Here is a 24,475-nt window from a genome sequence, read left to right as displayed (position 1 = left end):
ACCGGGAGCATCCGATGAGCGAGACCACCCCATCACAGGCCGAGGGCGAACCGGAGCCGGGCGCCACCGAGGCGGAGCAGCCGCCGCGCACCACGCCGTCCCAGGCGGAGGGAGCGGACGTCGGCGACGAGAACGACGAGAACGACGAGAACGGTGAGAACGACTAGACCACGGATGAGAGCGCGGGCGAGAGCGGCGACGTGCAGGGAGGCGTAGGGAGGCGTCATGAGCGCGGTACGCATCAGCGTCCCCGAGGTGCTGGACGCGCTGAGGGACGTGACCTACCCGGCGGACAAGGACCGGCTGGTCTCGGCCGCACGGCAGGCGGGAGCCTCCGAGGAGGTCGTCAAGGCCCTGCGCGGCATACCCGCCGAGGACTACACCGATCGCGAGGACGTGGCACGGTCGGTCCGTGGGGACCCGGGCTCGGACTCGGATCCGGACTCGGACCTCGGCGCCGCTGCCACGCGGCGCGGGCAACAGGCGCGGCACGGCGGGAAACCGGGACTCTCCCAGCATCTGCGGGAGGAGCCGAAGAACCCGATCCAGGAGGAGTTCGACCGCTGACCGGATGAACGGGGTCCGCCTGAGCCCGCCCCGCGACCGCCGAGCCGGCCCCCGCGACTCACCCCGAACCCCCCCGCGGCCTACGCCGCGACTCACCCGAGCCCCCCGACCCTCCGAGGCTCTCCCCGAGGTCCCCAAGTCGTGCCCTGAGACCCCCTACGGGCCTGCTCCGAGACCGCCTTGACGCCCCCTGGGGGCCGTCCTAGCGTGATCGTCGACGGACACGTCTGGACAGGCAGGGCAGGTACCCCGGCGATGACCCAACCGCACGACCCGCTCGGCGGCGGAGCCGCGGGCCGCTCCCTCCGGGTGGAGACGCACGGGCTGGACGTGATCGCGGACGCGGACCGCCGGGGCACCCCGCGCTCCCTGTTCTGGCCCTGGTTCGGGGCCAACGTCTCCGTCCTCGGCCTCGGCTACGGCGCCTTCGCGCTCGGCTTCGGCATCTCGTTCTGGCAGGCCCTCGCCGCCGGGGTGCTCGGTATCGCCGTCTCGTTCCTGCTGTGCGGTTTCATGGCGGTCGCCGGAAAGCGCGGCTCCGCCCCCACCATGGTCCTCAGCCGGGCCGCGTACGGCGTGCGCGGCAACCGGCTGCCGTCGGTCGTCTCCTGGATGCTGACCGTCGGCTGGGAGACCGTCCTGACCGCGCTCGCCACGATGGCCACCGCCACCGTCTTCAGCAGCCTCGGCTGGGGCGGGGGCACCGAGACCAAGGCGGTCGCCCTGCTGGTGGTCGCCGCGCTCACGGTTGTCGGCGGGGTCATGGGCTTCGACCTGATCATGCGACTGCAGACCTGGATCACCCTCATCACGGGTGTCCTCACGGTCCTCTACGTCGCCCTCGTCGCCGACCACATCCACTGGACGACGGTCGACGCGATCCCGGCCGGGTCGGCCCAGGAGTTCGTCGGCGCGCTCGTGTTCATGATGACCGGCTTCGGCCTGGGCTGGGTCAACGCCGCCGCCGACTACTCCCGCTACCTTCCGCGCGGCTCCTCCAGCCGGGGGGTGATCGGCTGGACCGCCTTCGGCGCCTCACTGGCCCCCTTGGTCCTGCTCGTCTTCGGCCTGCTGCTGGCCGGCTCCTCCGAGGACCTGAGCAAGGCGATCGCGGCCGACCCGATCGGCGCCCTGACCACGCTCCTGCCGACCTCGTTCCTGGTGCCGTTCGCCGTGGTCGCCGTCCTCGGCCTGGTCGGCGGCGCGGTCCTCGACATCTACTCGTCCGGCCTGGCCCTGCTCTCGGCCGGCCTGCGGGTGCCCCGCTATCTGGCCGCGCTCTTCGACGGGGTACTGATGATCGCCGGCGCGATCTACATCGTGTTCTTCGCCGACAACTTCCTCGGTCAGTTCATGGGTTTCCTCACCACACTCGGCGTGCCCATCGCCGCCTGGGCCGGTGTCATGCTCGCCGACCTGGCGCTGCGCCGCCGCGACTATGACGACGGTGACCTGTTCCGCCCGCACGGCCGCTACGGCGACGCCCCCCTCGGCCCGCTGGTCCTCACCCTCGCCGCCACGGCCGTCGGCTGGGGCCTGGTCATCAACACCGCCGCGCGCTGGCTGACCTGGCAGGGGTATCTGCTGGAGCCCCTCGGCCTCGGTGGGAGGACCGGCGCCTGGGCCTACGCCAACCTGGGCGTCCTGGTCGCCCTGGCCCTCGCCTTCCTCGGCACCCTGCTGCTGGGCCGGGGCCGGGTCCGCGCCCAGGAGGCCCAGGCGCCGAGCCCCGCGCTCGACGCGGAGGTGCTGAACCCGTGAGCGCCGCCGACGCCGCCGCACCGGAGGAAGGTGCCCCGCACATGACCGCGAGCGCCGGCCATCTCGCCGTGATCGACATGCAGCGTGTCTTCGCCGACCCCGGGAGTCCCTGGGCCGCACCCCGGTACGCCGACGCGGCAGCCGGCGTACTCGCCCTGTTGCCGGCCTTCGCCGGCCGGGTCACCTTCACCCGCTTCCTGGCCCCCGCACAGCCGGCCGGCGCCTGGCGCGCCTACTACGACCGGTTCCCCTTCGCCCGCCGGCCCGCCGACGCCGATCTCTGGGCCCTCACCGACGAGTTCGCCGGCCTCGCCGACCCCGTCCTGGACACCACCACCTTCGGCAAGTGGACCCCTGAACTCGCCGCACGGCTCGGCCCGGACGGCCGTCTGGTCCTGGCCGGCGTCAGTACCGACTGCTGCGTGCTGTCCACCGCCCTGGCCGCCGCCGACGCCGGCATCGAGGTGCTGGTCGTGGCCGACGCCTGTGCCGGCGCCGACGACGACTCCCACCTCAGGGCCCTCCAGGTGATGGAGCTGTACCGGCCGCTGGTCCGGGTCACCACCATCGCCGACGTGCTCGCGGCGACCGGGCCGTGACCGGCGCCCCGCTCAGGCAGTAGCGGAGCAGCCGTATCCCCTTCCCGGCGGGACGGCACCCCGCGGACCCGCGCCGGCCTCCTCGACCCCGGCCGCATCGAACCGGCCCCCCTCCTCCAGCCGACCGGCCGCGCCCCCGAGCCCGCTCTCCCGCCGTCCGAACGCCCGTCCGGACCGCCGTCCGAACCATCCCCCGGCACCGCCTCCCCACGGGACCCCCCGCCGATCCCCACGCATGCCCCGCACCCCACCGGGTACGCGAGGCGGAGCACGCCCGGGCGGCAGCCTGCCCGGACGGCCCGTACGACCACCCGCTACCTGGGGACCAGCCATGGAGACACCCGCACACGAGGACCTGCCGACGCCCGCCCAGCAGGCACTGGACGCCCTCGCCGTGAACGCCGAGGACCAGGCCGCACTGGACACCCTCGCCCACAGTGACGTACTCGTCCCGGTACCGGACGACGCGGCGGACGGTGCCGACGCAACGACGGTGGCGCTGCCCGTCCTGGAACAGCCCGGCGGCGACCCGGTCGTCCCGGTGTTCACCTCCGAGGGCGAGATGGCTGGCCTGTTGCCGTTCGTCTCGCGCTACCGCCTGATCCCGCTCGGCGCCCTCGCCGCGCAGTGGCCCGAGGAGGACCTCTCCCTCGCCATCGACGGCAGCTCCGCCCACGGGCTGACCCTCACCTCACAGGGAGTACGCACCCTGCTGGCCCGCTGATCCGAACCTCGGACAGGACGGGGACCGCACCGGCGGCCCCCACACCATCCGCACCCGCGGACGCGACCCGGAGAACCTCCGCCGAAGGACGGCCGGAACTGCCCCCTGCCGCCGGTGGTCACCGGCACCCAGGGAGGGAAGATCCCAGCGGGAGTCAGGGCCGGGCGAACGCGAAGGAGCCGATGGTCGTGAGGATCGTCCTGCTGGGCACCGCCGCCGGGGGCGGCTTCCCGCAGTGGAACTGCGCGTGCGCGCTCTGCGCCGCCGCCCGGGACGGCAGGCTGCCTCCCCGGAGCCAGGAGTGCGCCGCCGTCACCGGCAACGGCCGGGACTGGTGGCTGCTCAACGCCTCACCCGACCTGCGGACCCAGCTCACCGCCACCCCGCCGCTGTGGCCCGGCCCCGGATCCCGGGAGACCCCGGTGCGCGGAATGCTGCTCACCGACGCCGAGGCCGACCACGTGGCCGGCCTGGCCGAACTGCGCGGAGCGGCGGGGCTGAAGGTCTACGCCGCGCCGCCGGTGCGGGCCGTCCTCGCCCCCGCCCGCGCCGCACTCGGCCGCTACGCGCCCTGGGAGTGGGCCGACAGCCTGGCCGACGGGGGATTCGTGCTGGCCGGCGGTCTCGTCGTGACGGCTCATCCGGTGGGCGCGAAGATCCCGAAGTACGTACCGGTGCAGGAGCCCGCGGCCACGGAGCCGTGGGTGACGGCGTACCGCATCGAGGACCTGGCCAGCGGGGGAGTGCTGGTCTACGCGCCCTGCGTCGGTGCCTGGAGCCCCGTCCTGGACGAGCTGTGCGCCGACGCCGACTGCCTGCTGCTGGACGGCACGTTCTTCGCCGCCGGCGAGATGGGCACGGCGGTGCGCTCCGGTGCCGGTCAGGCCGCCATGGGGCATCTCCCGGTCAGTGGCCCGGACGGCTCCCTCGCCGCGCTGGCCCGGCATCCCGGCGCGCGCCGGATCTACACCCACCTCAACAACACCAACCCGCTGCTGGACCCGGCCTCCTCCGCACGCGCGCAGGTGGCCGAGCACAGCGCCGAGGTCCTGCCGGACGGCACCGAGCTGGTGCTCTAGCGGGCCGGGGGCTTCCGACGGGCGTGCCGGGCAGGCCCAGGGGCCGTCCGCCGGAGGGCAGTGGCGGAGCTGTCCGAGGCTGCGGGGGAGGGTTCGGCGGCTGATGCCGAGGCGTTCGGCGATCGTGTCGTCCGTGACCCCGGCTCCGAGCAGCCGGATCCCCGCCGCGTCCACGCACAGCAGGGCCGTACGACGCAAGCGGACGAGGCCTCACACTGGTGGACGCTCCCCGCCCGATCCACGGCAGCGCACCCACCGCGTCGGGCGAACGCCGCCGGGCGATCCTCGCCCCTGGGGGGCCACCGCCCTCCGGACTGCGCACCGGGGGGCGTCGGGAATAGCCTGGAGAAGAGCGGCACCGGCGCGGGACGGACCCTCCCGACGCTGTCCCTTCGCCGCGGGGGGACGCGAAACAGGGAGAGGAACCATGCCCTGGAATCTGAACGGCACGTACCTGGAAAGCTGTAACTGCGACGCTGTGTGCCCCTGCACCACCTCCGGCCTGACCGCGCCGGCCGACCACGAGCGCTGCCAGGTGACGCTGGCCTTCCACGTGGACGACGGGAACGTCGACGGCGTGGACGTGTCCGATCGCAGTGTCGCTGTCTTCGTCGACGCGCCCCAGGTGATGGCCGACGGCGGCTGGCAGGTGGCGCTGTACGTCGACGCCTCGGCCGACGACGCCCAGGCGGAAGCGCTGGGCAAGGTCTTCTCCGGCCAGGCCGGCGGACCGATGGCGGCGCTGGCACCGCTCATCGGCGAGGTCCTCGGCGTGGAGCGGACCCCCGTCGACTACCGCGACGACGGCCGGCGCCACGCCGTACGGATCGGCGACGCCATCGACATCGAGATCGAGGACCAGGTCGCCCCGCAGTACGGCGACGACGGTCCCGTGATGGGTCTGACCGGCATGTTCCACCCGGCGAGCAGCAGCCTGACGATCGCCCGCTCCACCCGGGCGACGGGCAACGGCGTGTACGGCCGGTCCTGGGACTTCTCCGGCGGCAACGGCCACTCGGCGCCCTTCACATGGTCCGCGTGAGCGGCGGCTCGGCCCCTGCCCGCCACCGTACGGCTCCCGCCGGGCTGCTGCTGGCCGCGGCGGCCGCCGCCTGGGTCTGGCTGGTGACGCGCTGGGGCGGTATGGAGGCCATGCCCGGCACCATGGGCTTGAATCCGCCCCTCTTCCTGGGCATGTGGACGCTGATGATCGCCGCGATGATGCTGCCCGCCACGGCGCCCGTCGCCGCCCTGTACGCACGCACCATCACCGCGCACCGCGCCCCACGCATGGCCGTGTTCACGGGCGCCTACGTGCTCGTCTGGGCCGTGGCCGGGCTGCCCGCGTACGCGCTGTCCGAAGGCCTGGGCCGGGCGGCGAGCCTTCCCCCGGCGGCGGGGACCGCGGTGGCCGCGGCCGTGTTCGCGGTCAGCGGCGTATACCAGCTCACCCCTCTCAAGGACCGCTGCCTGGCGAAATGCCGGTCTCCCCTCGGGCTGATGCTGCGCTACGCCTCGTATCCGGGGGCCTCACGCGATCTGCGTGCCGGTGCCCACCACGGGGCGTTCTGCCTGGGCTGCTGCTGGTCGCTGATGGCGCTGCTCGCCGTGTTCGGCGTCATGAACCTGTGGGCCATGGTGGTCCTGACCGCCGTGATCACCATCGAGAAGCTGGCCCCGGCCGGGCAGGTGGTGGCCCGGGCCGTGGGCATCGCCTCCATCGCCCTGGCCGTCGCCGTCTTCTGGGCCCCTGGCCTGGCCCCGGGTCTCACCGGCGGTGGTACGGCCGGGATGTGACCCGTGCTCGCGGCGGCCGGACGACGACTCGGCCGTTCCCGGCGAAGCGCCGGGGCCGGCGCGCCGCGCGGCTGCCGCACCTGCACCGCGCTGCACGCGAGGGCGCTGCATCGAGGGCGCTGCGCGCGTTGCTCGGAGGAGACGTTCCGGCTGGTCGACGAGAGCACACCCGGCTCCTCGTCGACCGCCGGACCCTCCAGGCGGTGGGGAGCGCCCCGAGCCGGCCGGGCAGGCGGTCAGCGGACGGCCCTCCTGTTCCGGTGAGCGACGCCACGGGCCTGCGTCACATCTCGCGCAGCGGCATGGGCAACTCGCGCATGTCGTGGAAGACGACGGTGTCCGGGCTTTCGAGACGTTCGGCCGGGGTGAGTCCGCCCGCGTAGCCGAGGGCGCGCACGCCGACGGCGCGCGGCCCGGACCCCTGGGGCGGCGGTCCTCGACCACCGCACTCGTGGGCCACGGGCGACGCCCATCCGCTCGGCGGCGTACAGGAACAAGTCGGGAGCCGGCTCCTGTATGAGCGTTTCGAGGGCCGGACCCACAGCTCCACGGAAGTAGTGCGCGGTACCCCCGTTGCCGTCGAATATCACCAGTCCGATCGGCTTGAACCAGCCCCGTAGCGTGGAGCGCTCCTGAACACCGTGAGCCCAAGGGGAGTTGAGCGTGCCGCCGCTCCGGAAGGGGGCGATCGCCAAGCGGGAGACAGATCGTCCACGCTGTGGTTACCATGCCGGGGATGAAGAACTTCTCCTCGTGCGGATTGGGGGAATCGTTCACGCAAGGTGAGTGCTGATGGCACATCACCCCGCGAACGAGGTTCCACCCCGCCTCCTGATGTGGCAGCGCGTCCGCGAGTACGCCGTGCCACCGCCCATGATCGAAATCGCGACCGCACGGCGTGCCGTCGGTGACTGGGCCGGTGCGTGCGCCGCCGCCCGGATCGACGTCGATCTCGATCTCCGCGCCGTGCGCAACCGCCACGGCACCGATGTCACCCGCCGCCTTCGTGCGGACCTGCGTCGGCTGGCGCCCGACCTTCTCCGCTGGCACATGCCCCGCATCCTGCCGGACGGCCGGCTGAGGCCCGGCCTGACCATTCCCCTGGCCCACTACCGGCGTTCGGGCGGCACGGCCCCGCACCTGGTGGTGCGGACCCCGCCGGTGCGGGCGGACGCCGGTCAGCGGATGACCCTGGCTCTCTGGGACGGGTCCGGCGACGGCGCCGCCGCGCACCATCCTCACCCGCGTCCCGACCGTCGTTTCCGCCTCGACCTGCACCGGCACCTGTGGGACGGGGAGCGGAGCGGCGAACTGGCCCTGAGGTGCGGTGCGGACGCGACACCGGTGATGGCGCTCTCCGCACGGTCCCTTCCCACCGGCCGCCCGGCCCTCCCCGGCCCGGCACACGGAACCACTGCTCAGGACGCCTCGTGGGCGGTGGAGAACTGGGCCGCCGAGGCCGAGTTGCTGCTGCGGGCCGAGGGACGCCCACGCGGGGCGTTCACCGTGCGGCTGGGTCCGGGAAACCGCGCCGTACTCGAACTCGTCGCCCCCGACGACAGCCACGTCCCGATACTGCGGCCACTGCGCGAGACGTTGCCGCGGCAGGAGATCGCCGCGCTTCCGCTACTGCCGGAGGCCGCGGCCAGGATCCCTCCGGATCTGGAACTCCTGCGTGCCGGGCTGGTTGCGGCCGAGCGGCTGCACCCTCTCGTCGCCGCGGCACTGGCCGGGTTCGCCACGGCACCCGCGGGCGACCCCGCCCCGGAGCCCGGTGATCCGCACCGGGTGGAATGCCGGGGCGAGGTCCACCGGATCGCGCTGCGGGACGGGGTGCTGACGGCGGTCGATCACGACCCGGTCGAACTGCGCCGCGAGGACCTGCTGGTGGCGCTCGGCGGTCCGGCGCTGCCCTGCCTGCGGGCGATCGACCTGGTCCACCGCAGCCCGGACGCCCTGCCCGCCGTGCGGGAGCGGCTCTGCCACGGTGACATCACGGGGGCGCTGACCGTGGTCGAGGGCTTGCTCGGTCCGGGGGCCGTGCTGCGCGACGGACCGCTCCGTGAGGCGCTGGAATCGGCCGCGGCCCGCCGTGTCGACCACGGACTCTTCCGCGCCGGCCTGGTCGCCGAACACCCCGCCGCCGACGCGGGAGTGGACCGGAACGCCTCGGGCGCCGGGCACCCGGAGGTGGACCACCGTCCCCGGCTCGACCGTCGTGCGCCCGCCGCGATGCACCGCAAACGGGCCAGCCGGGCCCGGCCCCACACCGGCCTGCACCGTTGACCCACGGGCCTGTCGGCCCGCGACCGACTTCCCCCTGAGCGACGCCTGTTGTGCGCCGCGCACCACACGACATCCGGAACGGCCTGACCGCTCCCTTACCTCCCACACCAGGTGATGACCATGACCTCCGGCACTCTCCTGTCCGGCCCCGCACCCGCCCCGGCAGCCGATGAGCCCGCACACGGCTCCGCGGGCGCACCCGGAACCGGCACGCAGCTCGCCCTCGCCGGCGACCTGCTGGCCCTGCTGCGGACGACCACCACGGAACCGCGCCCCGACGAACAGCTCGAGGCACTCACCCTGGCCGTCGCGGCCGACCTGCCCGTGCTGCTCTGGGGAGAGCCCGGCATCGGCAAGACCGCGGCCCTGACCCAGCTCGCCGCCTCCCTGGACCTGCCGCTCACGACCGTGATCGCCAGCGTCCACGAGCCCTCCGACTTCTCCGGACTGCCCATCGTCGGCGACGACCCGGCGGTGCAGGGGGTGCCGATGGCGCCGCCGCAGTGGGCCGTGCAACTCGTCCGCGCCGGGCGGGGGCTCCTCTTCCTCGACGAACTCTCCACCGCCACCCCGGCCGTCCAGGCCGCACTGCTCCGGGTCGTCCTGGAGCGCAAGGTCGGTGCGCTGCACCTGCCGCCCGGCGTACGGATCGTGGCCGCCGCCAACCCCCGCGCCTCGGCGGCGGACGGGTGGGAGCTGAGCCCGCCCTTGGCCAACCGGTTCGTACACCTGAACTGGGTGCACGACCAGGAGGTGGTGGTGCGCGGCCTGGGCGGGGTCTGGCCCCGGGCGGAGCCGCCCCGGCTCGTGCCGGAGCGGCTGCCGGAAGCGGTGGCCTACGCCCGGCGCGCGGTCTGCGGCTTCCTGAAGGCGCGGCCGACACTGATCCACCGGCTGCCGAGCACCGAGACGCGGCGCGGCGGCGCCTGGCCCTCGCCCCGCAGCTGGGAGGCGGCGATGACCCTGCTGGCCTTCGCCACGGCCGCCCCGGTCTCCCGGGAGGTGCTGGCGTCGCTGGTGCGGGGCGCGGTGGGGGACGGGCCGGGGCTCGAACTCCTCGCCCACCTGGACCGTATGGAGCTGCCCGACCCGGAGTCACTCCTGGCCGAGCCTGCCACCGCCGAGCTGCCGGCGCGGGGCGACCTGCGGCAGGCGGCGCTGGAGGCGGTGGTGGCGGCCGTCGGGGCACGGCCGTCGAAGCGGCGCTGGGAGGCGGGATGGGCGGTCATGGTCCGCGCCCTGGAAACCGGCACCCCGGACCTCCTGGTCGGCCCGGCGGCAGTGCTCGCCTCGCTGCGACGCGACGACTGGAGGACACCGGAGGCGGTGGAACGGCTCGCCGGAGTGATCGGCCTCGCCCGACGCGCGGACGAGTCCGTGGAGCGGGTCGCCGCGCGCGGCGCCGGGCGAGCCACGGGGGCGCGCCGATGACGGAGGCCGCCGGGCGGGCGGGGCGGGGTACGCCGGCGACGGGTGCTCCGATCACGGGGGCTGCCAGGCGCCCCCGCCCGGTGCCGCGCCCCATGCCCCCGCCGCCGCGTCCGGTGCCGGTCACCCTGCCGGGGCGGACGGCCGGCTCCGGCGCGCCGGACGCCCCGCCGGGGCTGCCGCTGGACCTGGACAAACTGCTGGCCGCCCGGCTGCACGCGGTGAAGGTGCGCCCGTACCTGGCCGGCGCGCTCTTCGCGCTGCACGTGGTGGAGGACCGGTCGGTGCCCACCATGGCGGTCGACGCGCACTGGCGCTGCTACGTTTCCCCCGGTTTCGTGTCGCGGACCTCGCCGGAGGAGCTCGCGGGCGTCTGGGTGCACGAGGTCGCGCACCTGATCCGTGACCACCACGGGCGGAGCGAGCGGTATGCCCGGGAGAACGGCGAACACGGTCCCGGCGAGCGGCTGCGGCGGAACATCGCCGCCGACTTCGAGATCAACGACGACATCTACGGCGATGGTCTGCCCGTGCCCTTCGGGGCGGTGCGCCCGTCGTCGCTGCGGCTGCCCGACGGACTGCTGATGGAGGAGTACCTGCGGACGGCGTCGATGGCCGGGACGGCCACCGACCTGGCCTGGCTGGACTGCGGCAGTGGTGCCGACGGGCAGCCCCGGCCGTGGGAACTGGGACCCGACGGCGCACAGGGGCTGAGCAGACAGCAGCGTGACGCGGTCCGCTTCCGGGTCGCCCAGGCCGTCAAGGGCCGGCCGGGTGACGCGCCCGAGGGGTGGCGCCGCTGGGCGGACGAGGTGTTCCATCCGCCGCAGCCGTGGCGGCAGCTGCTGGGAGCGGCGGTCCGCTCCGCGGCGGCCGCACCGGGAGTGGGTGACGACCACAGCTACCGGCGTCCGTCGCGGCGTTCGGCCGGCCTTCCCGGGATACTGCTGCCCAGCCTGCGCCGTACGCCGCCCCGGGTCTGCGTCGTGATCGACACCTCCGGGTCGGTGAGCGACGCCGAGCTGGGAAGCGCGCTGCTGGAGGTGGCGGCGATCTCCCGGGCGGTGGGAGGGCGGCGAGACCTGATCTCGGTGATCTCCTGCGACGCGGCGGCCGGGATCGCGGTCCCGCTCTGCCGAGCCGAGAGCATCGAATTGATCGGCGGTGGGGGAACGGACCTGCGCTCGGGGTTCGCCCGTGCGCTGCGCGCCGGACCGCGTCCGGACGTGATCGTCGCCCTCACGGACGGTCAGACACCCTGGCCCTCCGCACAGCCGCCCTGCCGCACCGTCGTCGGCCTCTTCCCCCGTCCGGGCCGCCCCGCGGAGAACGACCCCGACTACGTCCCCGACACCCCTCCACCCTGGGCACGGGTCGTCGTCATCGGCTGAGCGCGCGCGGCGGCCCCTCGCCCGCGCCGGCCACCGGCCTCTGAGCGGGCGGCGGACCAGGTGGACGAGGACGCCGGCCCCGGAACGTGTGACCAGCGTCTGTCCGACGGGCGGGCGGGCCTGCCGGGACGCCCCATGCGGGCCTGCCCGACGGGCGGGTCGGGCGGCCGGCTGTGACCAGCCATGACGTGCTGCGCAGCCGGACCGTGCCGTCCGTCCGTCACACGGTCGTCGACCAAGACGGCCCGGCTGAGATCCTCGTCGGCGTCGGCCGGTGCCACTAGAGCGGTGGACACCCGCTCCCGGGTGCCGTCGACGGCCCGCATGCGCAGCCTGCCGTGGGCACCACGCCGGTCACGGTATCTCTCCGGTAGGCGGAGCCGCTGTGTGCCGGTCCGGAACGTGGGGGCGATCGGGTCGATCACCTCACGTCGGTCGCGCCGGCGGCCACCTCGATTCGGTGTCCGGTCCGGCGGCAACCAACGATCACATGGCCTGAAGGAAACGCCCTGGCGCCTAGCCCTCGTGTTCCGCCAGCGCGCGCCGCAACGCCGCCCGCTGCACCGGCAGCACCTCGGCGTGCAGGGCCCGGCCCTTGGCGGTGAGCGCGACCCACACCCCGCGCCGGTCCTCCGCGCACACCGAGCGTTCCACCAGGCCGTCCTTCTCCAGTCGGCCGATCAGCCGGGACAGCGCGCTCTGGCTGAGGTGGACCCGGCCCACCAGGTTCTGCACCCGGCACTGATCGCCCTGCTCGGGCGATTCCGCCGCCAGGATGTCCAGCACCTCGAAGTCGCTCGCGCCCAGCCCGTGCGGATGCAGGGCACGGTCGATCTCGCACATCGTGCGCGCGTGGACGGCGAGGATGTCCCGCCAGCGTTCTTCGAGCCGGGTGTCGGCGGTCGTGACTGCCATAACCGCACGGTAGCACCGATCCGGCCAATCGTTGTGTGTGCAACTAGTGCTGTGTGCAGGCGTTCGTCCGGGGTTCAGGCCCCGGGTCCTGCAGCAGCCCCACGAGGTTGCCGTCGGCGTCCTTCACGAAGGCGATCAGCCGGCCGCCGCCGACGTCCTGCGCGTCCTGGAGCAGCTCGGCGCCCGCCGCCAGCAGCGCCGCGAGCCGCTCCCGCAGGTCCGTCACGTGCCAGTACGGCACCGGGCCCGTCATGCCCTTGGCGTGCCCGTTCGGGTCGAGGCCGACGTCCTGGCCGGCGGCCTTGTAACCGACGTAGTAGGGCTCGTCCGCGTACGGCTCGACACCCAGCAGCGCGCCGAAGACGGCCTTGGCGCGCTCCAGGTCCTTGACCGGGTAGATGATCGTCTGCAGGCCGGCAGCCATGGTGCTCACTCCTCGTGGAAGGCGGGAACCCGACGGGCTCCCCGTCGGTGCTCCCACGCTAGGACGCGGAGCCCCGCGACGGCTTCTCCGATCCTGACCGGTCCGCGATGCCGGCCGGCCGCGATCTTGACCGGTCGGCAACCCTCCCTCGAAGATTCCGACCGGTCAGGAATTCTCACTCGTCGATCCCGACCGGTCTGGTCCCGTCACTCGTTGCGCAGCACCTCGGCGACGGTCAGCCGGGCCGCCCGGCGGGCCGGGACCAGCGCGCCCAGGACGGCGATGCCCACGCCCGCGAACGCCAGGACGGCCAGCAGGGGCGCGTGCCAGACGTCCGTCATGTACCGGGGCAGGGTGATGTCGACGCCGGCCGCCATGCGCGGGACCACGACCCGGTGCGCCGCGATGCCCAGCGGGACGCCCAGCAGCGACCCCAGCGCGCCGAGCACGCCCATCGACGTCACCGTCATCACCGTCACCTGGCGCGGAGTCATGCCGATCGACTTCAGCATGCCGAGGTCGCGGCGCCGGTCATGGGTGTTGAGGACGGCGGTGTTGAACACGCCCAGCGAGGCGACCAGGGCCAGCATCAGGGTGAGCGCGGTCGCCGAGCCCACGATGGTGCCGGTGACGCTGTTCGAACCGCTCAGCTGGACGGACAGCCCCGGGTCGGCGGCCTCGGCCGCACGGGCGTACGCCTTCTGGTCCGTGCCCTCGGCCAGCCGGACGTGGTAGGCGATGGGCTTCACCCGCGGCATCAGGGCCGTGACCGTCGGCCAGTCGCCGATGACCAGCCGGTCGTCGGTGTCCATCGTCTCGCCGACCACGGTCACCTGCTCCTCGCGGCCGTCCCTGCGCAGCCGCAGCCGGTCCCCGAGGTGCACCCCGTTGCGACGCAGGAAGGGTGTCCCGGCCACGACCTCCCCGGTCCGGCGCATCCACCGGCCCCTGGTGAGCACGCTGTCCAGGGACGGCCCCCCGCGCCTGCCCTCGAACATGACCACCTGCGTGCTGCCGACCAGCACCGCGTCGTCGTCCGACCGCGCCGTCACGTGCGTGGCGCCCGGCAACGAGCCCAGCAGTGCCTCCAGTTCGCGGTCACCGTGCACCGGCTGCACCTCCTTGCCGTGCCGGGAGGCGCCGACGTAGACGGTGACGTCGTAGGTGTGGGCGCCGCCGTTTCCGTAGCTGTCGAACGTCGCCGCCAGTCCGGTCGCGAAGGTCACCGTCGTCACGCCCAGGACCACGGCGGCCAGCGTGAGCGCGCTGCGTCCGGGACGGGCGAACGGGAGCCCCGCGCCGAGGCTCACCGACCGGGGCAGCCGCGCACTCGCCAGGCGACGCTGAAGGCCGAGCGCCCGGCCTGCCCGGGGCGCACTGCCCGCGCTGATGGCTCGCGCCGCCGACAGCCGTCGCGCTCGCAGCGAGGGACCGAGCGCGGCGAGCACGCAGACCAGGGGCATGCCGATCAGTGCGAGCAGGTTCACCCAGGGTGCGATGCCGAGTCTGTCGTGCAGCACCCCCGAGGCCGGCCCGGTGAACACGAAGTCCAGGAACGGCTCCGCCAGCAGGTTGCCCGCGAGCGTGCCGAGCGCACAGCCCAGGACGGCCGGAAGGGAGATCATCATCAGGTAGACGCCCAGCACCTGCCCCGGTGTGAAGCCCAGCGCCTTCAGAATGCCGATGTGCCGGAACCCGGAGACCACGGCCCCGCCGACCACGTTGGCGACGATCAGCACCGCCACCAGGATGCCGAGGACACCGAACGCCATCAGATACGGCGCGTACGCGCGCGCGTTGCTGCCGATCCGGTGCTTGAGCGCCAGGTACGTCCGGGATCCGGCGAGCGCCCCCCGAGGCAGCCCCTCGGTCACCCGGGACATGCCGGTGCGCAGTGCGCTCTCCGTCGACGCGTCCCGGAACCGGAACAGCATCTGCCGGCCGGTCGGGTGCAGCGCCCCGATCTGGTCCGGGGTGACCCAGACGTCCGCCGTGTGGCTCAGGTCGAAGGCGAACCCGACGATGGTGAGCTTCGGCCCCGACGGCACCCGGAACGTCCTGCCGAGGTCGTCGGCGGTCCAGTCACGCTGCCGGTTCAGGACCATCTCGCCCGGCCGGGTCGGCCAGCGGCCCGCCCACAGGTCCACCCGGTCCACCGGACCGCCCGGGCCGGAGCGGCCCACCACCGTGATCTGGCCGCCCAGACCGAAGTCCGCCGGCCCGCGCGGAATGTCGAGGGTCGTCTGCCGGAACGGCCCCGCCACCGCCTCCACCCCCGGCTGCCGGGCCGCGCGCGCCAGTTGGGCGTCCGACACCTCGCCGCTGTCGAACGCGGCCACGACATGCGGCCCGTGCAGCTGCTCGAAGGCACGGTCGAACGGCGCCGACGCCGCGTCGACCAGCCCCAGCGCCACCACGAGCGACCCCGTCGAGACCAGCGTGACCAGCCAGATCACCAGTGTCTGCAGGCGCCGCCTGCGGACGGCCGCCCGCGCGGCCCGCCACACCGCCCTCATACCGACGGCTCCAGGGTGTGCTCGCCGGTCACCCGGCCGTCGGCCACCAGCACCAGACGGCTCGCGCAGCGCTGCGCGAGCCGCTCGTCGTGCGTGACGATCACCAGGGTCTGGCCGATCTGGTTCAGGTCGATCAGCAGGTCCATCACCTGCTCCCCGGCCCGGCTGTCCAGGGCGCCCGTCGGTTCGTCGGCCAGCAGCAGCGCGGGTCGGTTCATCAACGCCCGCGCCACCGCGACCCGTTGCCGCTCGCCGCCGCTGAGCGCCGCCGGATAGGCGTGGCGCCGGCCGGCGATGCCCAGCTCCTCGAACAGCTCCAGCGCGCGCCGCCGGGCCTGCCGGGCCGGCGTTCCCGTCAACTGGGCGGCCAGTGCGACGTTGTCCAGGGCCGTCAGGTCGTCGATGAGGTTGAAGAACTGGAAGATCATGCCGATCCTGCGCCGCCGGTACAGGGCCAGACCCTTCTCGCTCAGCTCCCCGACGTCCTCGCCGTGGACGACGACCCGGCCGGCCGACGGCCGGTCCAGCCCCGCGATCATGTTGAGCAGGGTGGACTTGCCGCACCCCGACGGGCCCATCACCGCGACCGCCTCCCCGGCCCGTATCTCCAGCGACACCCCGTCGAGCGCGACCGTCTCGCCGTACTCCTTGCGCACACCGTCGAGCCGTACGACGGTGTCTGCCGTTCTCACCTCAGTGACCATGGGCAGGACGCTAGACGCGGGCCCGCGCCCCGGGCATCCCTCCCCGGACGGCAGTCGGCCGAGGAACTCATCCCGGGGATGGAGGCCCCTGAATCCCCAGGTCGATGCGGATGTCAGTGCCGTCTGCGAGAGTGAGGGCCATGGGGGAGTACGACATGCTGGCGGCGGCGCTCCTGGTGGCGTGCGCGGCCGTCCTGGGGCTGACCGCGGCGCTGCTGCGCACCCGGCGCCGCTGGCTGGCGGCGGTGGGGGAGCGGGGCTGGCTGCTGGAACGGGAGCGGGAGAGCGCCGCCGAGGCCGCGGTCACGGCCGAACGCGACCGGATCGCCCGCGAGTTGCACGACATCGTCAGCCACAACGTCAGTCTGATGGTCGTCCAGGCGAGCGCCGCCCGCGAGGTGCTCGGCACCATGCCGGACGAGGCGGCGACGGCGCTGCGGGCCGTCGAGGACGCCGGCCGGGGCGCGATGACCGACCTCAGACATCTGCTGGGCCTGCTGGCACCCGCGCAGGACGGCACGGACGAGGACCCGGGCCCGGGCGCGGAGCCGGTGTCCACGCCGCTCGCCCCGCAGCCCGGCCTGGACCGGCTGGGTCCGCTGGTGGACCGGATATCGTTCGCCGGGCTGCCCGTCGAGGTCCGCGTCTCGGGCGAGCCGCGCCCGCTGCCGCAGGGCATCGACGTGACCGCCTACCGCATCGTCCAGGAAGCCCTGACCAACGCGCTCCGGCACGGCGACGGCGGCAGGGCCGAGGTGACCGTCCGCTACGCCGACCACGCCCTGCGCGTCGAGATCCTCAACACCGGCCCCAGCGTGCTCACCGGCACCGCACCGCCCGGCCCGAGACCGCCCGGCCCGAGACCGCCCGGCGAGGGCACCGGACGCGGCCTGCTCGGCCTGCGCGAGCGGGTCGCCGTCCACGGCGGTGATCTCGACGCCCGCCGCAGGCTGGGCGGCGGCTTCCGGGTCCGCGCCCGCATACCCCTGGACCGGCCGTGACCGCGGACGCGTCCGAGCGGACGCCCCGGGTCCTGGTCGCCGACGACCAGACGCTGATCCGGACCGGTTTCCGGCTGATCCTCAACGCCCGGGGCATCGAGGTGGCCGGCGAGGCGGCCGACGGCGCCGAGGCGGTCGCCGCGGTCCGCCGGCTGAGGCCGGACGTCGTCCTCATGGACATCCGCATGCCGGTCATGGACGGCCTGGAGGCCACCCGGCACATCCTGGCCGAGGCCCCCGACTGCCGGGTGCTCATGCTGACCACCTTCGACCTGGACCGGTACGTGTACACCGCCCTGTCGATGGGGGCCAGCGGCTTCCTGCTCAAGGACGTCACCCCGGAGCACCTGGCGGCGGCCGTACGGCTCGTCGGCACCGGCGACGCCCTGCTGGCACCACAGATCACCCGGCGCCTGGTGGAGCGTTACGCGAACGCCGCGCAGGAGCGCACCGTCGCCGCCCTGCCCGAGGGACCGGCCGCCCTGACACCCCGCGAGCGGGAGGTGCTGACGCTGATGGGCCGCGGCCTGTCCAACGGCGAACTGGCCGCCGAGCTGACCCTGAGCGAGGCCACGGTCAAGTCCCACGTGGCCCGCATCTTCGCCAAGCTCGGCCTGCGCGACCGAGCCCAGGCGGTGGTCCTCGCCTACGAGACCGGGCTGGTACGCCCGGGCGGGCGGCCACGCGGACGCGCGCACGGCGGCCAGGGAACGGAGCCGCCGTAGGGGGCCCCGTCACCGGCCGACCGGCACGGCCACGCCCCGGGCCGGGTGCCGCGAGGCGCACCGGGCCGGGGCATCCGGCGTCACGTCGAGGCGCGCCTGACCAGCTCCGTCGGCAGGATCACCGCGGCCGGGTCCTCCCCGCCTATCTGCGCCAGCAGCACCCGCACCATCTCGTTGCTGATCCGGTCCCACGGCTGCCGGATCGTGGTGAGTTCCGGGGTGGCGGCGGTCGCCGCCGGGGAGTCGTCGAAACCGCCGACGGCGATGTCCTCCGGCACCCGCTTCCCGGCCCGGTGCAGGGCCGCCAGCACCCCCTGCGCCATCAGGTCGGAGGCGACGAACACGGCGTCCACGTCGGGGGCCTGCGCCAGCAGACGTTCCGCGCCCGCCTCACCGCTGGCCCGGCTGTAGTCGCCGGAGACGACGAGCCGCTCATCGGCCGCGACGCCCGCCTCGGCGAGCACTTCCCGGTACCCGGCGAGCCGCTCCACACCGCCCGGGGTGTCCAGCGGGCCGGTGACCACGCCGATCCGGCGCCGCCCCAGCGACAGCAGGTGCCGGACCATGTCACGGGCGCCGTCCCGGTCGTCGGCCGCCACGTAACTCACCTTCGAGCCGAGCCCGATCGGCTTGCCGCAGGCCACCAGCGGCACCCCCGCCTCCCGCAGTTCCTCGGCGACCGGATCACCGGAGTGGCTGGAGACCAGCAGCACCCCGTCGACGTGCCCCGCGGTGATGTACCGCGTGATGCGCCGCCGTTCGTCCTCGGTGCCCGCCAGCATCAGCAGCAGCGGGATGTCGTGCGCGGCCAGCGCCTGGGTGCAGCCGCGCAGCAGGACGTTGAAGTTGGGGTCCTCGAAGAACCGCTCCTGTGGCTCGGTCAGCAGGAAGCCCACCGAGTCGGAACGGCCCGTGATCAGCGAACGGGCGTGCCGGTTCACGACGTACCCGGTCCTGCGGATGGCGGCGTTGACCGCCTCCTGGGCGGCGGGGCTGACGTAGTGCCCGCCGTTGAGCACGCGCGAGACGGTGCCGCGCGAGACGCCCGCCTCGCGCGCCACGTCATGGATCGTCGGCGGTCTGCGCCGGCCGCCCCCCGTTTGGCTCATGGTCATGACTTTACGGCCCCGGACAGCAGGTCGAGGCTCCAGAAGCGCTGGACGACCAGGAAGAGGGCGATCAGCGGGAGCACCGCGAGGAACGCGCCCGTGATCACCAGGGTGTACAGCGCGGGCGCGTTCGCGCCCTGCTCCAGCAGCGTGTACAGGCCGAGCGTGAGCGGGAACTTCTCGTCGTCGCTGAGCATGATGTACGGCAGCAGGAAGTTGTTCCAGATCGCGACGAACTGGAACAGGAACACCGTGACCATGCCGGGGACCATCATCGGCAGCGCGATCCGGGTGAAGATCCGCCACTCGCCCGCCCCGTCCATCCGCCCCGCCTCCACCACGTCGGCCGGCACGGCGGCGGCCGCGTAGATCCGGGCGAGGTAGACGCCGTACGGGGAGAGGATCTGCGGCAGCAGCACGGACAGGCAGGAGTCCGTGAGGTCGGCCTTCGCCAGCAGCAGGTACTGCGGGATCGCGAGGATCACCGGCGGCATCAGCACGCCCGCGAGCAGGACGTTGAACATCGTCTCGCGGCCCCGGAAGCGGTACGTCGCGAGCGCGTAGCCGCTGAACGCGGACACGGCGGTGGACAGCAGCGCGCCGAGACCGGCGTACAGGGCGGAGTTGCCCATCCACGTCCAGTAGACGCCGCCCCGGTAGGCGTCGAGGTCCCGGAGGTTGTCGGCGAAACCGGTACCGGGCAGGAAGGTGAACGTGGAGAACAGCTCGTGCCCGGACTTCGTCGAGGCGATCACCACCCAGGCGACCGGGAGCAGCGTGTAGACCGCGCCCAGCAGCAGCGTGACCGTGGGGATCCAGGCGATCCGGCGGCGCGGCGGCGGACCCTGCGCCGTACCCGGGGTGGTGCCGGCGGCCGGTGCGGCCTTGCGGACGGCGAGGGTGCTCATCCCGCTGCCTCCTGCTTGTTCCGTCGGTTCGCGGCCCGCAGGAAGCCGAATGACAGCAGCAGCGTGACGACGGCGATCAGCGTCGCCTCGGCCGCCGCCGCGTAGATGTCGTTCCGGCCGAAGGCGTCCTGGTACACCTTCATCAGCGGACTCCAGGTCGTGTCGACCGAGTTGGTGAGCGGCTTCAGGGTGGTCGGCTCGTTGAACACCTGGAGCGTCGCGATGATCGAGAAGAAGAACGTCAGCACCAGCGACGGTGCCACCATCGGGATCTTGATCCGCAGCGCGATCTGCAGCGGGGTGGCGCCGTCCAGCTTCGCCGCCTCGTACACCTCGGCCGGGATCGACCTGAGCGAGGTGTAGATGACGATCATGTTGAAGCCGGTGCCGCCCCAGACCGCGATGTTCGACAGGGCGAGATACAGCGGACCGCCGTCCAGCAGGTCCGGCTGCGGCAGGCCCAGCCGGTCGAGCACGAAGTAGAAGGGGCTGACGTCCGGAAGGTAGAGGAAGCCCCACAGCAGCGCGGCCACCACGCCGGGGACGGCGTACGGCAGGAAGATCGCTAGCCGGGTGAACGGGGCGAGCCGCACCTTGTCGGAGTCCAGCAGCAGCGCGAACAGCAGCGCGAGGCCGAGCATCACCGGTACGACGACGCAGCCGTAGCCGAGCACGCGCAGCGCGCCGTCCAGCAGTTCGCTGTCCCGGAAGGCCCCGGTGTAGTTCCCGAAGCCGGCCCACACCTCCGTCCGGGCGCCCGAGCCCAGGCCGAGCCCGGAGACGTGCACCTTGCGGAGGCTGAGCCAGACCGCGTAGCCGATGGGCAGCGCGAAGAAGAGGGCGAAAAGGATCGTGGCGGGGAGGAGGAAGCCGTACGGGGCCCCCTTGACCCCGTACGACCTCCGGCTGGTGGGGCCGCTCACGGAGCGACCTCGAAGCCCTGCTTCTTCATGTCCGCGACCGTGTCGTCCTGCATCGTCTTCAGGGCGGCGGTGAAGTCCGACTTGTTCTTGGCGGCGGCACCGAAGGCGTCCTTGAAGGACGTGTAGGCGACGTTCACGTTCGGGCCCCACGCGGAGGGCGCGGTGGTCTTCGCGATGTCGGCGGCCTTGGTGTAGAAGTCCGGCTGGTCGGCGAAGTACGCGGGCGGGTCGGAGAAGGCGCCGCTGAGCTGGGCGGAGGTGGAGGCCGGGTAGATGCCGCCCTCCTTCGCCAGCGCGTTGAGGGCGTCGTGGTCGGTGTTCAGCCAGGCCGCGAACTCGGCGGCGGCCTCCCTGTGCGCGGAGTCGGTGGTGACCGCCGTGGAGGAGCCGCCCCAGCTGCCGGTGACGTCCCGGTCGAGCGACCACTGGGGGAGCGGGGCCATGGCCCACTTGCCCTTGGTGTCCGGCGCCGCCGTGTTCAGCGTGCCGGGTGCCCACACGGCGCTGACCCAGGCGATCTGCTTGCCCGTGTTCAACGCCTTGTTCCAGGACGGGGTGTACATCGGCTGGTCGTCGATGACGCCTTCCTTGACCAGGCCGCCCCAGAACCGGGCGACCTTCCGGGTGGCCGTGTCGTCGATGCCGACCTTCCACGTGTCGCCGGAGGTGGTCCACCACTTGGCGCCGGCCTGCTGGGCGAGCCCCGCGAAGAGTCCGGAGTCGTTGGCGGAGAAGGTGGTCAGGTCCTTGTCCGGCGCCTTCTTCTTCAGCAGGCGGGCGGTCTCGGCGAACTGCTCCCAGGTGGTGGGGACCTTCAGGCCGTACCTCTTGAACAGGTCCTCGCGGTAGTAGAACATCATCGGGCCGATGTCCTGCGGCACCGCGTAGACCGCGTCCGTGCCGAGCGTGGTCTGCTGCCACACGCCCTCGGCGAACTTGCCCTCGACGTCGCCGACCTGCCCGGAGATGTCGGCGAGGGCGTCGTTGCTGACCAGCGTCGGCAGCGCCTGGTACTCGGCCTGCACCAGGTCCGGGGCCTTCTTCGCCTTGTGTGCGGTGAGGATCTTGGTGACCAGCGTGTCGCCGGACGCCTGCTTCTTCACTGTGACGGTGATCCGGTCCTTCTTCCCCGGCCCCTTGTTCCACAGGTCCACGACCTTGTCCATGCCGGGTGTCCAGGTCCAGTACGTCAGCGAGACGGGACCCGACTCGGCCTTGCTGTCGTCCTCGGAACCGCAGGCGGCGAGGGCGGTCGCGCCGAGGGACACGGCGACGGCGGTTGTCACGAGGCGGCGGCGCTTCGTGTGCGGCATGGTTTCTCCCCTGACCTGGGTCCCCGCCCGCTGCGGGGACCTGCCATGCAGATGTGCATGTTCACACGACATGGGTGTTTACCGGTGGAGAACCCCTGCCATGCTTCTGTGAGCGTTCACAGTAGAGAAACATCCCGGACACTTGTCAATGGTTGTTGCTGTGCGGCTATGTTGGGCTCGCACCGCCGATCCTGTGTGTGCACGTTCCCAAATGATCGATCTCCCGGGAGTCATCCATGCCGGACACCAGCCCCAGGGGCCTCACGAGGCTCGCCTTCGGCGGGGACTACAACCCCGAGCAGTGGCCGGAATCCGTCTGGCAGGAGGACGTCCGGCTGATGCGGGAGGCCGGCGTCACGATGGTGAGCGTCGGGATCTTCTCCTGGGCACTGCTGGAGCCGGCGGCCGGCACGTACGACTTCGGCTGGCTGGACCGGGTGCTGGACCTGCTGCACGACAACGGCATCCGGGTCGACCTCGGCACCCCCACCGTCGTACCGCCCGCCTGGTTCTACCGCGCGCACCCGGAAGCGCTGCCGGTCACCGCCGAGGGCGTGCGCTACGAGTTCGGCTCGCGCGGCGCGATCTGCCACAGCAACGCCGCCTACCGCAGCGCCGCCGCGAACATCACCACGAAGCTCGCCGAGCGCTACGGCGACCACCCGGGGCTCGCCATGTGGCACGTCCACAACGAGTACGGGGTCCCCGTGTCGGCCTGCTACTGCGCGTCCTGCGCGGACCACTTCCGCCGCTGGCTCGCGGACACCTACGGCGGCGTGGAGGCCGTCAACGAGGCCTGGGGCACCGCCTTCTGGGGGCAGCGCTACACCGACTTCGCGCAGATCAACCCGCCCCGGGCCACCCCGACCGTCGGCAACCCGGGACAGGCCCTCGACTACAAGCGGTTGGCCGACGCCACCATCCGGGAGAACTTCCGAGCCGAGCGGGACATCCTGCACCGCCTCTCACCGGGCGTGCCGGTGACCACCAACTTCATGACCGCGCTGAGCCAGTGCGACTCCCTGGACTACTGGGCGTGGGGCCGCGAGGTCGACCTGGTGACCAACGACCACTACCTGATCACCGACGGCCGCCGCACCCACGTCAACCTCGCCATGGCCGCCGACCTCACCCGTTCGGTCGCCGGCGGCGCCCCCTGGCTGCTGCTGGAGCACTCCACCTCGGGCGTCAACTGGCAGCCCCGCAACCCCGCGAAGGCCCCCGGGCAGATGGCCCGCAACTCCCTCGCCCATGTGGCGCGCGGCTCCGAGGGCGCGATGTTCTTCCAGTGGCGCCAGTCCCGGCGCGGCGCCGAGAAGTTCCATTCGGCGATGCTGCCGCACGGCGGCACCGGTACCCGCGTCTGGCGCGAGGTCACCGAACTCGGCGCCGCGGTGGACGCGCTGGGCGGGATCCGGGGGAGCCGAACCGAGGCCGACGCGGCCATGCTGTGGGACTGGCAGTCCTGGTGGGCGCAGAACCTGTCCTGGCGCCCCAGCGAGGACCACGACCCGCGCGAGCGCGCCGACTCCTTCTACGAGGCCCTCTACGACCGCCACCTCACCGTCGACTTCGCCCACCCGGAAGCCGAGCTGTCGCGGTACCCGCTGGTCGTCGTGCCGGCCCTGTACCTGATGACCGAGGCCGCCGGGAACAACGTCCGGGAGTACGTCGAGAACGGCGGCACGCTCGTGGTGTCGTACTTCTCCGGCATCGTGGACGAGCACGACGCCGTCCACGAGGGCGCCTACCCGGGTGTGCTGCGCGATGTCCTGGGGCTCACCGTGGAGGAGTTCTCGCCGCTGCTCGAGGGCGAGCGGGTGCGTCTCGCCGGGCCGGACGGCTCCGGCCCGACCGGGGACGTGTGGACGGAGTTCGTCGTCCCGCGCGGCGCCGAGACCGTGTGGACGTACACCGACGGGCTCACCGCGGGCCGCCCGGCCGTCACCCGCCACCGGTACGGCCGGGGCACCGCCTGGTACGTGTCCACCCGCCTGCACGCCCAGGACCTGGACGCGGTCCTCGGCCGGGCGGCCGACGACGCCGGCCTCGCCCCGCGCGCCGACCTGCCCCGCGACGTCGAGGTCGTGCGCCGCCGCGGCGAGTCGGGCAGCTACCTCTTCGTCATCAACCACACCGCCGGCGACACCAAGGTGCCGCTGGACGCGCCCGGCACCGAGCTGCTGACGGGCGAACGCGCCGCGGGCCGCCTCCCGGTCCCGGCGGGGGCCGTCCGGGTCGTACGACTCGACGGCTGAGCCGGCTCCCCTCCGCTCGCGCGTGCCACGAGAGCCGCGGGCGGCGG

General features: G+C 73.3%; 23 protein-coding genes. 14 read left to right on the top strand and 9 right to left on the bottom strand.

Annotated elements, in window-relative coordinates; all coding sequences use genetic code 11:
• Nucleotides 1-14: 14 nt before the first annotated feature.
• The 8 genes from ACZ7N4_RS17915 (at nucleotide 15) to ACZ7N4_RS17880 (ending at nucleotide 6,527) form a co-directional block, all read left to right on the top strand.
• A complete protein-coding gene (locus ACZ7N4_RS17915; protein WP_471359260.1) occupies nucleotides 15-167 on the top strand; it encodes a hypothetical protein in 153 nt (50 codons plus the stop codon).
• 58 nt (nucleotides 168-225) lie between these two features.
• Nucleotides 226-567 (top strand): DUF2795 domain-containing protein, encoded by a 342-nt coding sequence (locus tag ACZ7N4_RS17910; RefSeq protein ID WP_471359259.1) that lies wholly within the window; start codon nucleotides 226-228, stop codon nucleotides 565-567.
• A 255-nt stretch (nucleotides 568-822) separates the two neighbouring features.
• Entirely contained in the window at nucleotides 823-2,328 is a 1,506-nt protein-coding gene (locus ACZ7N4_RS17905; protein WP_471359258.1) for a purine-cytosine permease family protein, read from the top strand.
• Nucleotides 2,329-2,369: 41 nt separating this feature from the next.
• A complete protein-coding gene (locus ACZ7N4_RS17900) occupies nucleotides 2,370-2,927 on the top strand; it encodes a cysteine hydrolase family protein (protein ID WP_471359494.1) in 558 nt (185 codons plus the stop codon).
• A 331-nt stretch (nucleotides 2,928-3,258) separates the two neighbouring features.
• Nucleotides 3,259-3,651 carry an SseB family protein gene (locus ACZ7N4_RS17895; RefSeq protein ID WP_471359257.1) on the top strand — a complete coding sequence of 131 codons (393 nt, stop codon included), beginning with the start codon at nucleotides 3,259-3,261 and terminating at the stop codon, nucleotides 3,649-3,651.
• 188 nt (nucleotides 3,652-3,839) lie between these two features.
• Entirely contained in the window at nucleotides 3,840-4,730 is an 891-nt protein-coding gene (pqqB, locus tag ACZ7N4_RS17890) for a pyrroloquinoline quinone biosynthesis protein PqqB (RefSeq protein WP_471359256.1), read from the top strand.
• 427 nt (nucleotides 4,731-5,157) lie between these two features.
• Nucleotides 5,158-5,772: a DUF1326 domain-containing protein gene (locus ACZ7N4_RS17885; RefSeq protein ID WP_471359255.1), complete on the top strand. Its 615-nt coding sequence runs from the start codon at nucleotides 5,158-5,160 to the stop codon at nucleotides 5,770-5,772.
• Complete coding sequence (locus ACZ7N4_RS17880; protein WP_471359254.1) at nucleotides 5,769-6,527, top strand: DUF2182 domain-containing protein; 759 nt, start codon at nucleotides 5,769-5,771, stop codon at nucleotides 6,525-6,527. The genes ACZ7N4_RS17885 and ACZ7N4_RS17880 overlap by 4 nt, the downstream gene beginning before the upstream one ends.
• Nucleotides 6,528-6,810: 283 nt before the next feature.
• Here the strand turns inward: ACZ7N4_RS17880 and ACZ7N4_RS17875 are convergent, their stop codons facing one another.
• Nucleotides 6,811-6,987 (bottom strand): hypothetical protein, encoded by a 177-nt coding sequence (locus tag ACZ7N4_RS17875; RefSeq protein WP_471359253.1) that lies wholly within the window; start codon nucleotides 6,985-6,987, stop codon nucleotides 6,811-6,813.
• A gap of 332 nt (nucleotides 6,988-7,319) precedes the next feature.
• Between ACZ7N4_RS17875 and ACZ7N4_RS17870 the strand changes: the two genes are divergently transcribed.
• From ACZ7N4_RS17870 to ACZ7N4_RS17860, 3 genes are all read left to right on the top strand, one after another.
• On the top strand, nucleotides 7,320-8,813 hold the full coding sequence (locus ACZ7N4_RS17870) for a hypothetical protein (RefSeq protein WP_471359252.1): 1,494 nt from the start codon (nucleotides 7,320-7,322) through the stop codon (nucleotides 8,811-8,813).
• Nucleotides 8,814-8,933: 120 nt separating this feature from the next.
• Complete coding sequence (locus ACZ7N4_RS17865) at nucleotides 8,934-10,244, top strand: AAA family ATPase (RefSeq protein WP_471359251.1); 1,311 nt, start codon at nucleotides 8,934-8,936, stop codon at nucleotides 10,242-10,244.
• A gap of 185 nt (nucleotides 10,245-10,429) precedes the next feature.
• Complete coding sequence (locus ACZ7N4_RS17860; protein WP_471359493.1) at nucleotides 10,430-11,632, top strand: vWA domain-containing protein; 1,203 nt, start codon at nucleotides 10,430-10,432, stop codon at nucleotides 11,630-11,632.
• 516 nt (nucleotides 11,633-12,148) lie between these two features.
• On the opposite strand, the gene ACZ7N4_RS17855 is transcribed toward ACZ7N4_RS17860, so the two are convergent.
• The 4 genes from ACZ7N4_RS17855 to ACZ7N4_RS17840 form a co-directional block, all read right to left on the bottom strand.
• On the bottom strand, nucleotides 12,149-12,547 hold the full coding sequence (locus ACZ7N4_RS17855; RefSeq protein ID WP_471359250.1) for a MarR family winged helix-turn-helix transcriptional regulator: 399 nt from the start codon (nucleotides 12,545-12,547) through the stop codon (nucleotides 12,149-12,151).
• Between the two features lie 43 nt (nucleotides 12,548-12,590).
• Nucleotides 12,591-12,971 carry a VOC family protein gene (locus ACZ7N4_RS17850; protein WP_471359249.1) on the bottom strand — a complete coding sequence of 127 codons (381 nt, stop codon included), beginning with the start codon at nucleotides 12,969-12,971 and terminating at the stop codon, nucleotides 12,591-12,593.
• A gap of 206 nt (nucleotides 12,972-13,177) precedes the next feature.
• A complete protein-coding gene (locus ACZ7N4_RS17845) occupies nucleotides 13,178-15,487 on the bottom strand; it encodes an ABC transporter permease (RefSeq protein ID WP_471359248.1) in 2,310 nt (769 codons plus the stop codon).
• Entirely contained in the window at nucleotides 15,484-16,191 is a 708-nt protein-coding gene (locus ACZ7N4_RS17840) for an ABC transporter ATP-binding protein (RefSeq protein WP_471359247.1), read from the bottom strand. Before ACZ7N4_RS17840 ends, ACZ7N4_RS17845 begins: the two co-directional genes overlap by 4 nt.
• Before the next feature lie 140 nt (nucleotides 16,192-16,331).
• Here ACZ7N4_RS17840 and ACZ7N4_RS17835 point away from each other — a divergent pair, with 140 nt between their 5' ends.
• Together ACZ7N4_RS17835 and ACZ7N4_RS17830 are read left to right on the top strand one after the other, a co-directional pair.
• Nucleotides 16,332-17,192, top strand: a complete 861-nt coding sequence (locus ACZ7N4_RS17835; RefSeq protein WP_471359246.1) for a sensor histidine kinase — start codon at nucleotides 16,332-16,334, stop codon at nucleotides 17,190-17,192.
• A complete protein-coding gene (locus ACZ7N4_RS17830) occupies nucleotides 17,189-17,917 on the top strand; it encodes a response regulator (RefSeq protein ID WP_471359245.1) in 729 nt (242 codons plus the stop codon). The genes ACZ7N4_RS17835 and ACZ7N4_RS17830 overlap by 4 nt, the downstream gene beginning before the upstream one ends.
• A gap of 80 nt (nucleotides 17,918-17,997) precedes the next feature.
• Here ACZ7N4_RS17830 and ACZ7N4_RS17825 read toward each other — a convergent pair whose 3' ends face one another.
• From ACZ7N4_RS17825 to ACZ7N4_RS17810, 4 genes are read right to left on the bottom strand one after another with little or no spacing between them, the layout of a single operon-like run.
• Nucleotides 17,998-19,032, bottom strand: coding sequence for a LacI family DNA-binding transcriptional regulator (locus ACZ7N4_RS17825; protein WP_471359244.1), 1,035 nt, complete (start codon nucleotides 19,030-19,032; stop codon nucleotides 17,998-18,000).
• On the bottom strand, nucleotides 19,029-19,934 hold the full coding sequence (locus ACZ7N4_RS17820; protein ID WP_471359243.1) for a carbohydrate ABC transporter permease: 906 nt from the start codon (nucleotides 19,932-19,934) through the stop codon (nucleotides 19,029-19,031). The genes ACZ7N4_RS17825 and ACZ7N4_RS17820 overlap by 4 nt, the downstream gene beginning before the upstream one ends.
• Nucleotides 19,931-20,857 carry a carbohydrate ABC transporter permease gene (locus ACZ7N4_RS17815; protein WP_471359242.1) on the bottom strand — a complete coding sequence of 309 codons (927 nt, stop codon included), beginning with the start codon at nucleotides 20,855-20,857 and terminating at the stop codon, nucleotides 19,931-19,933. The genes ACZ7N4_RS17820 and ACZ7N4_RS17815 overlap by 4 nt, the downstream gene beginning before the upstream one ends.
• Complete coding sequence (locus ACZ7N4_RS17810) at nucleotides 20,854-22,170, bottom strand: type 2 periplasmic-binding domain-containing protein (RefSeq protein WP_471359241.1); 1,317 nt, start codon at nucleotides 22,168-22,170, stop codon at nucleotides 20,854-20,856. The genes ACZ7N4_RS17815 and ACZ7N4_RS17810 overlap by 4 nt, the downstream gene beginning before the upstream one ends.
• A 236-nt stretch (nucleotides 22,171-22,406) precedes the next feature.
• Between ACZ7N4_RS17810 and ACZ7N4_RS17805 the strand changes: the two genes are divergently transcribed.
• Nucleotides 22,407-24,428 carry a beta-galactosidase gene (locus ACZ7N4_RS17805; RefSeq protein WP_471359240.1) on the top strand — a complete coding sequence of 674 codons (2,022 nt, stop codon included), beginning with the start codon at nucleotides 22,407-22,409 and terminating at the stop codon, nucleotides 24,426-24,428.
• Nucleotides 24,429-24,475 lie beyond the last annotated feature (47 nt).

The sequence above is a fragment of the Streptomyces sp. NPDC107654 genome, assembly GCF_055639035.1.
Note: the sequence above shows the minus strand (reverse complement) of the source record. Positions and strands in the feature narration are given on the sequence as shown.

Excerpts from the sequence above, each read along its gene's own strand:
- ACZ7N4_RS17915 (WP_471359260.1), top strand. The coding sequence starts at position 15 with ATGAGCGAGACCACCCCATCACAGGCCGAGGGCGAACCGGAGCCGGGC.
- ACZ7N4_RS17910 (WP_471359259.1), top strand. The coding sequence starts at position 226 with ATGAGCGCGGTACGCATCAGCGTCCCCGAGGTGCTGGACGCGCTGAGG.
- ACZ7N4_RS17905 (WP_471359258.1), top strand. The coding sequence starts at position 823 with ATGACCCAACCGCACGACCCGCTCGGCGGCGGAGCCGCGGGCCGCTCC.
- ACZ7N4_RS17900 (WP_471359494.1), top strand. The coding sequence starts at position 2,370 with ATGACCGCGAGCGCCGGCCATCTCGCCGTGATCGACATGCAGCGTGTC.
- ACZ7N4_RS17895 (WP_471359257.1), top strand. The coding sequence starts at position 3,259 with ATGGAGACACCCGCACACGAGGACCTGCCGACGCCCGCCCAGCAGGCA.
- ACZ7N4_RS17885 (WP_471359255.1), top strand. The coding sequence starts at position 5,158 with ATGCCCTGGAATCTGAACGGCACGTACCTGGAAAGCTGTAACTGCGAC.
- ACZ7N4_RS17870 (WP_471359252.1), top strand. The coding sequence starts at position 7,320 with ATGGCACATCACCCCGCGAACGAGGTTCCACCCCGCCTCCTGATGTGG.
- ACZ7N4_RS17865 (WP_471359251.1), top strand. The coding sequence starts at position 8,934 with ATGACCTCCGGCACTCTCCTGTCCGGCCCCGCACCCGCCCCGGCAGCC.
- ACZ7N4_RS17855 (WP_471359250.1), bottom strand. The coding sequence starts at position 12,547 with ATGGCAGTCACGACCGCCGACACCCGGCTCGAAGAACGCTGGCGGGAC.
- ACZ7N4_RS17850 (WP_471359249.1), bottom strand. The coding sequence starts at position 12,971 with ATGGCTGCCGGCCTGCAGACGATCATCTACCCGGTCAAGGACCTGGAG.
- ACZ7N4_RS17845 (WP_471359248.1), bottom strand. The coding sequence starts at position 15,487 with ATGAGGGCGGTGTGGCGGGCCGCGCGGGCGGCCGTCCGCAGGCGGCGC.
- ACZ7N4_RS17840 (WP_471359247.1), bottom strand. The coding sequence starts at position 16,191 with ATGGTCACTGAGGTGAGAACGGCAGACACCGTCGTACGGCTCGACGGT.
- ACZ7N4_RS17835 (WP_471359246.1), top strand. The coding sequence starts at position 16,332 with ATGGGGGAGTACGACATGCTGGCGGCGGCGCTCCTGGTGGCGTGCGCG.
- ACZ7N4_RS17825 (WP_471359244.1), bottom strand. The coding sequence starts at position 19,032 with ATGACCATGAGCCAAACGGGGGGCGGCCGGCGCAGACCGCCGACGATC.
- ACZ7N4_RS17820 (WP_471359243.1), bottom strand. The coding sequence starts at position 19,934 with ATGAGCACCCTCGCCGTCCGCAAGGCCGCACCGGCCGCCGGCACCACC.
- ACZ7N4_RS17810 (WP_471359241.1), bottom strand. The coding sequence starts at position 22,170 with ATGCCGCACACGAAGCGCCGCCGCCTCGTGACAACCGCCGTCGCCGTG.
- ACZ7N4_RS17805 (WP_471359240.1), top strand. The coding sequence starts at position 22,407 with ATGCCGGACACCAGCCCCAGGGGCCTCACGAGGCTCGCCTTCGGCGGG.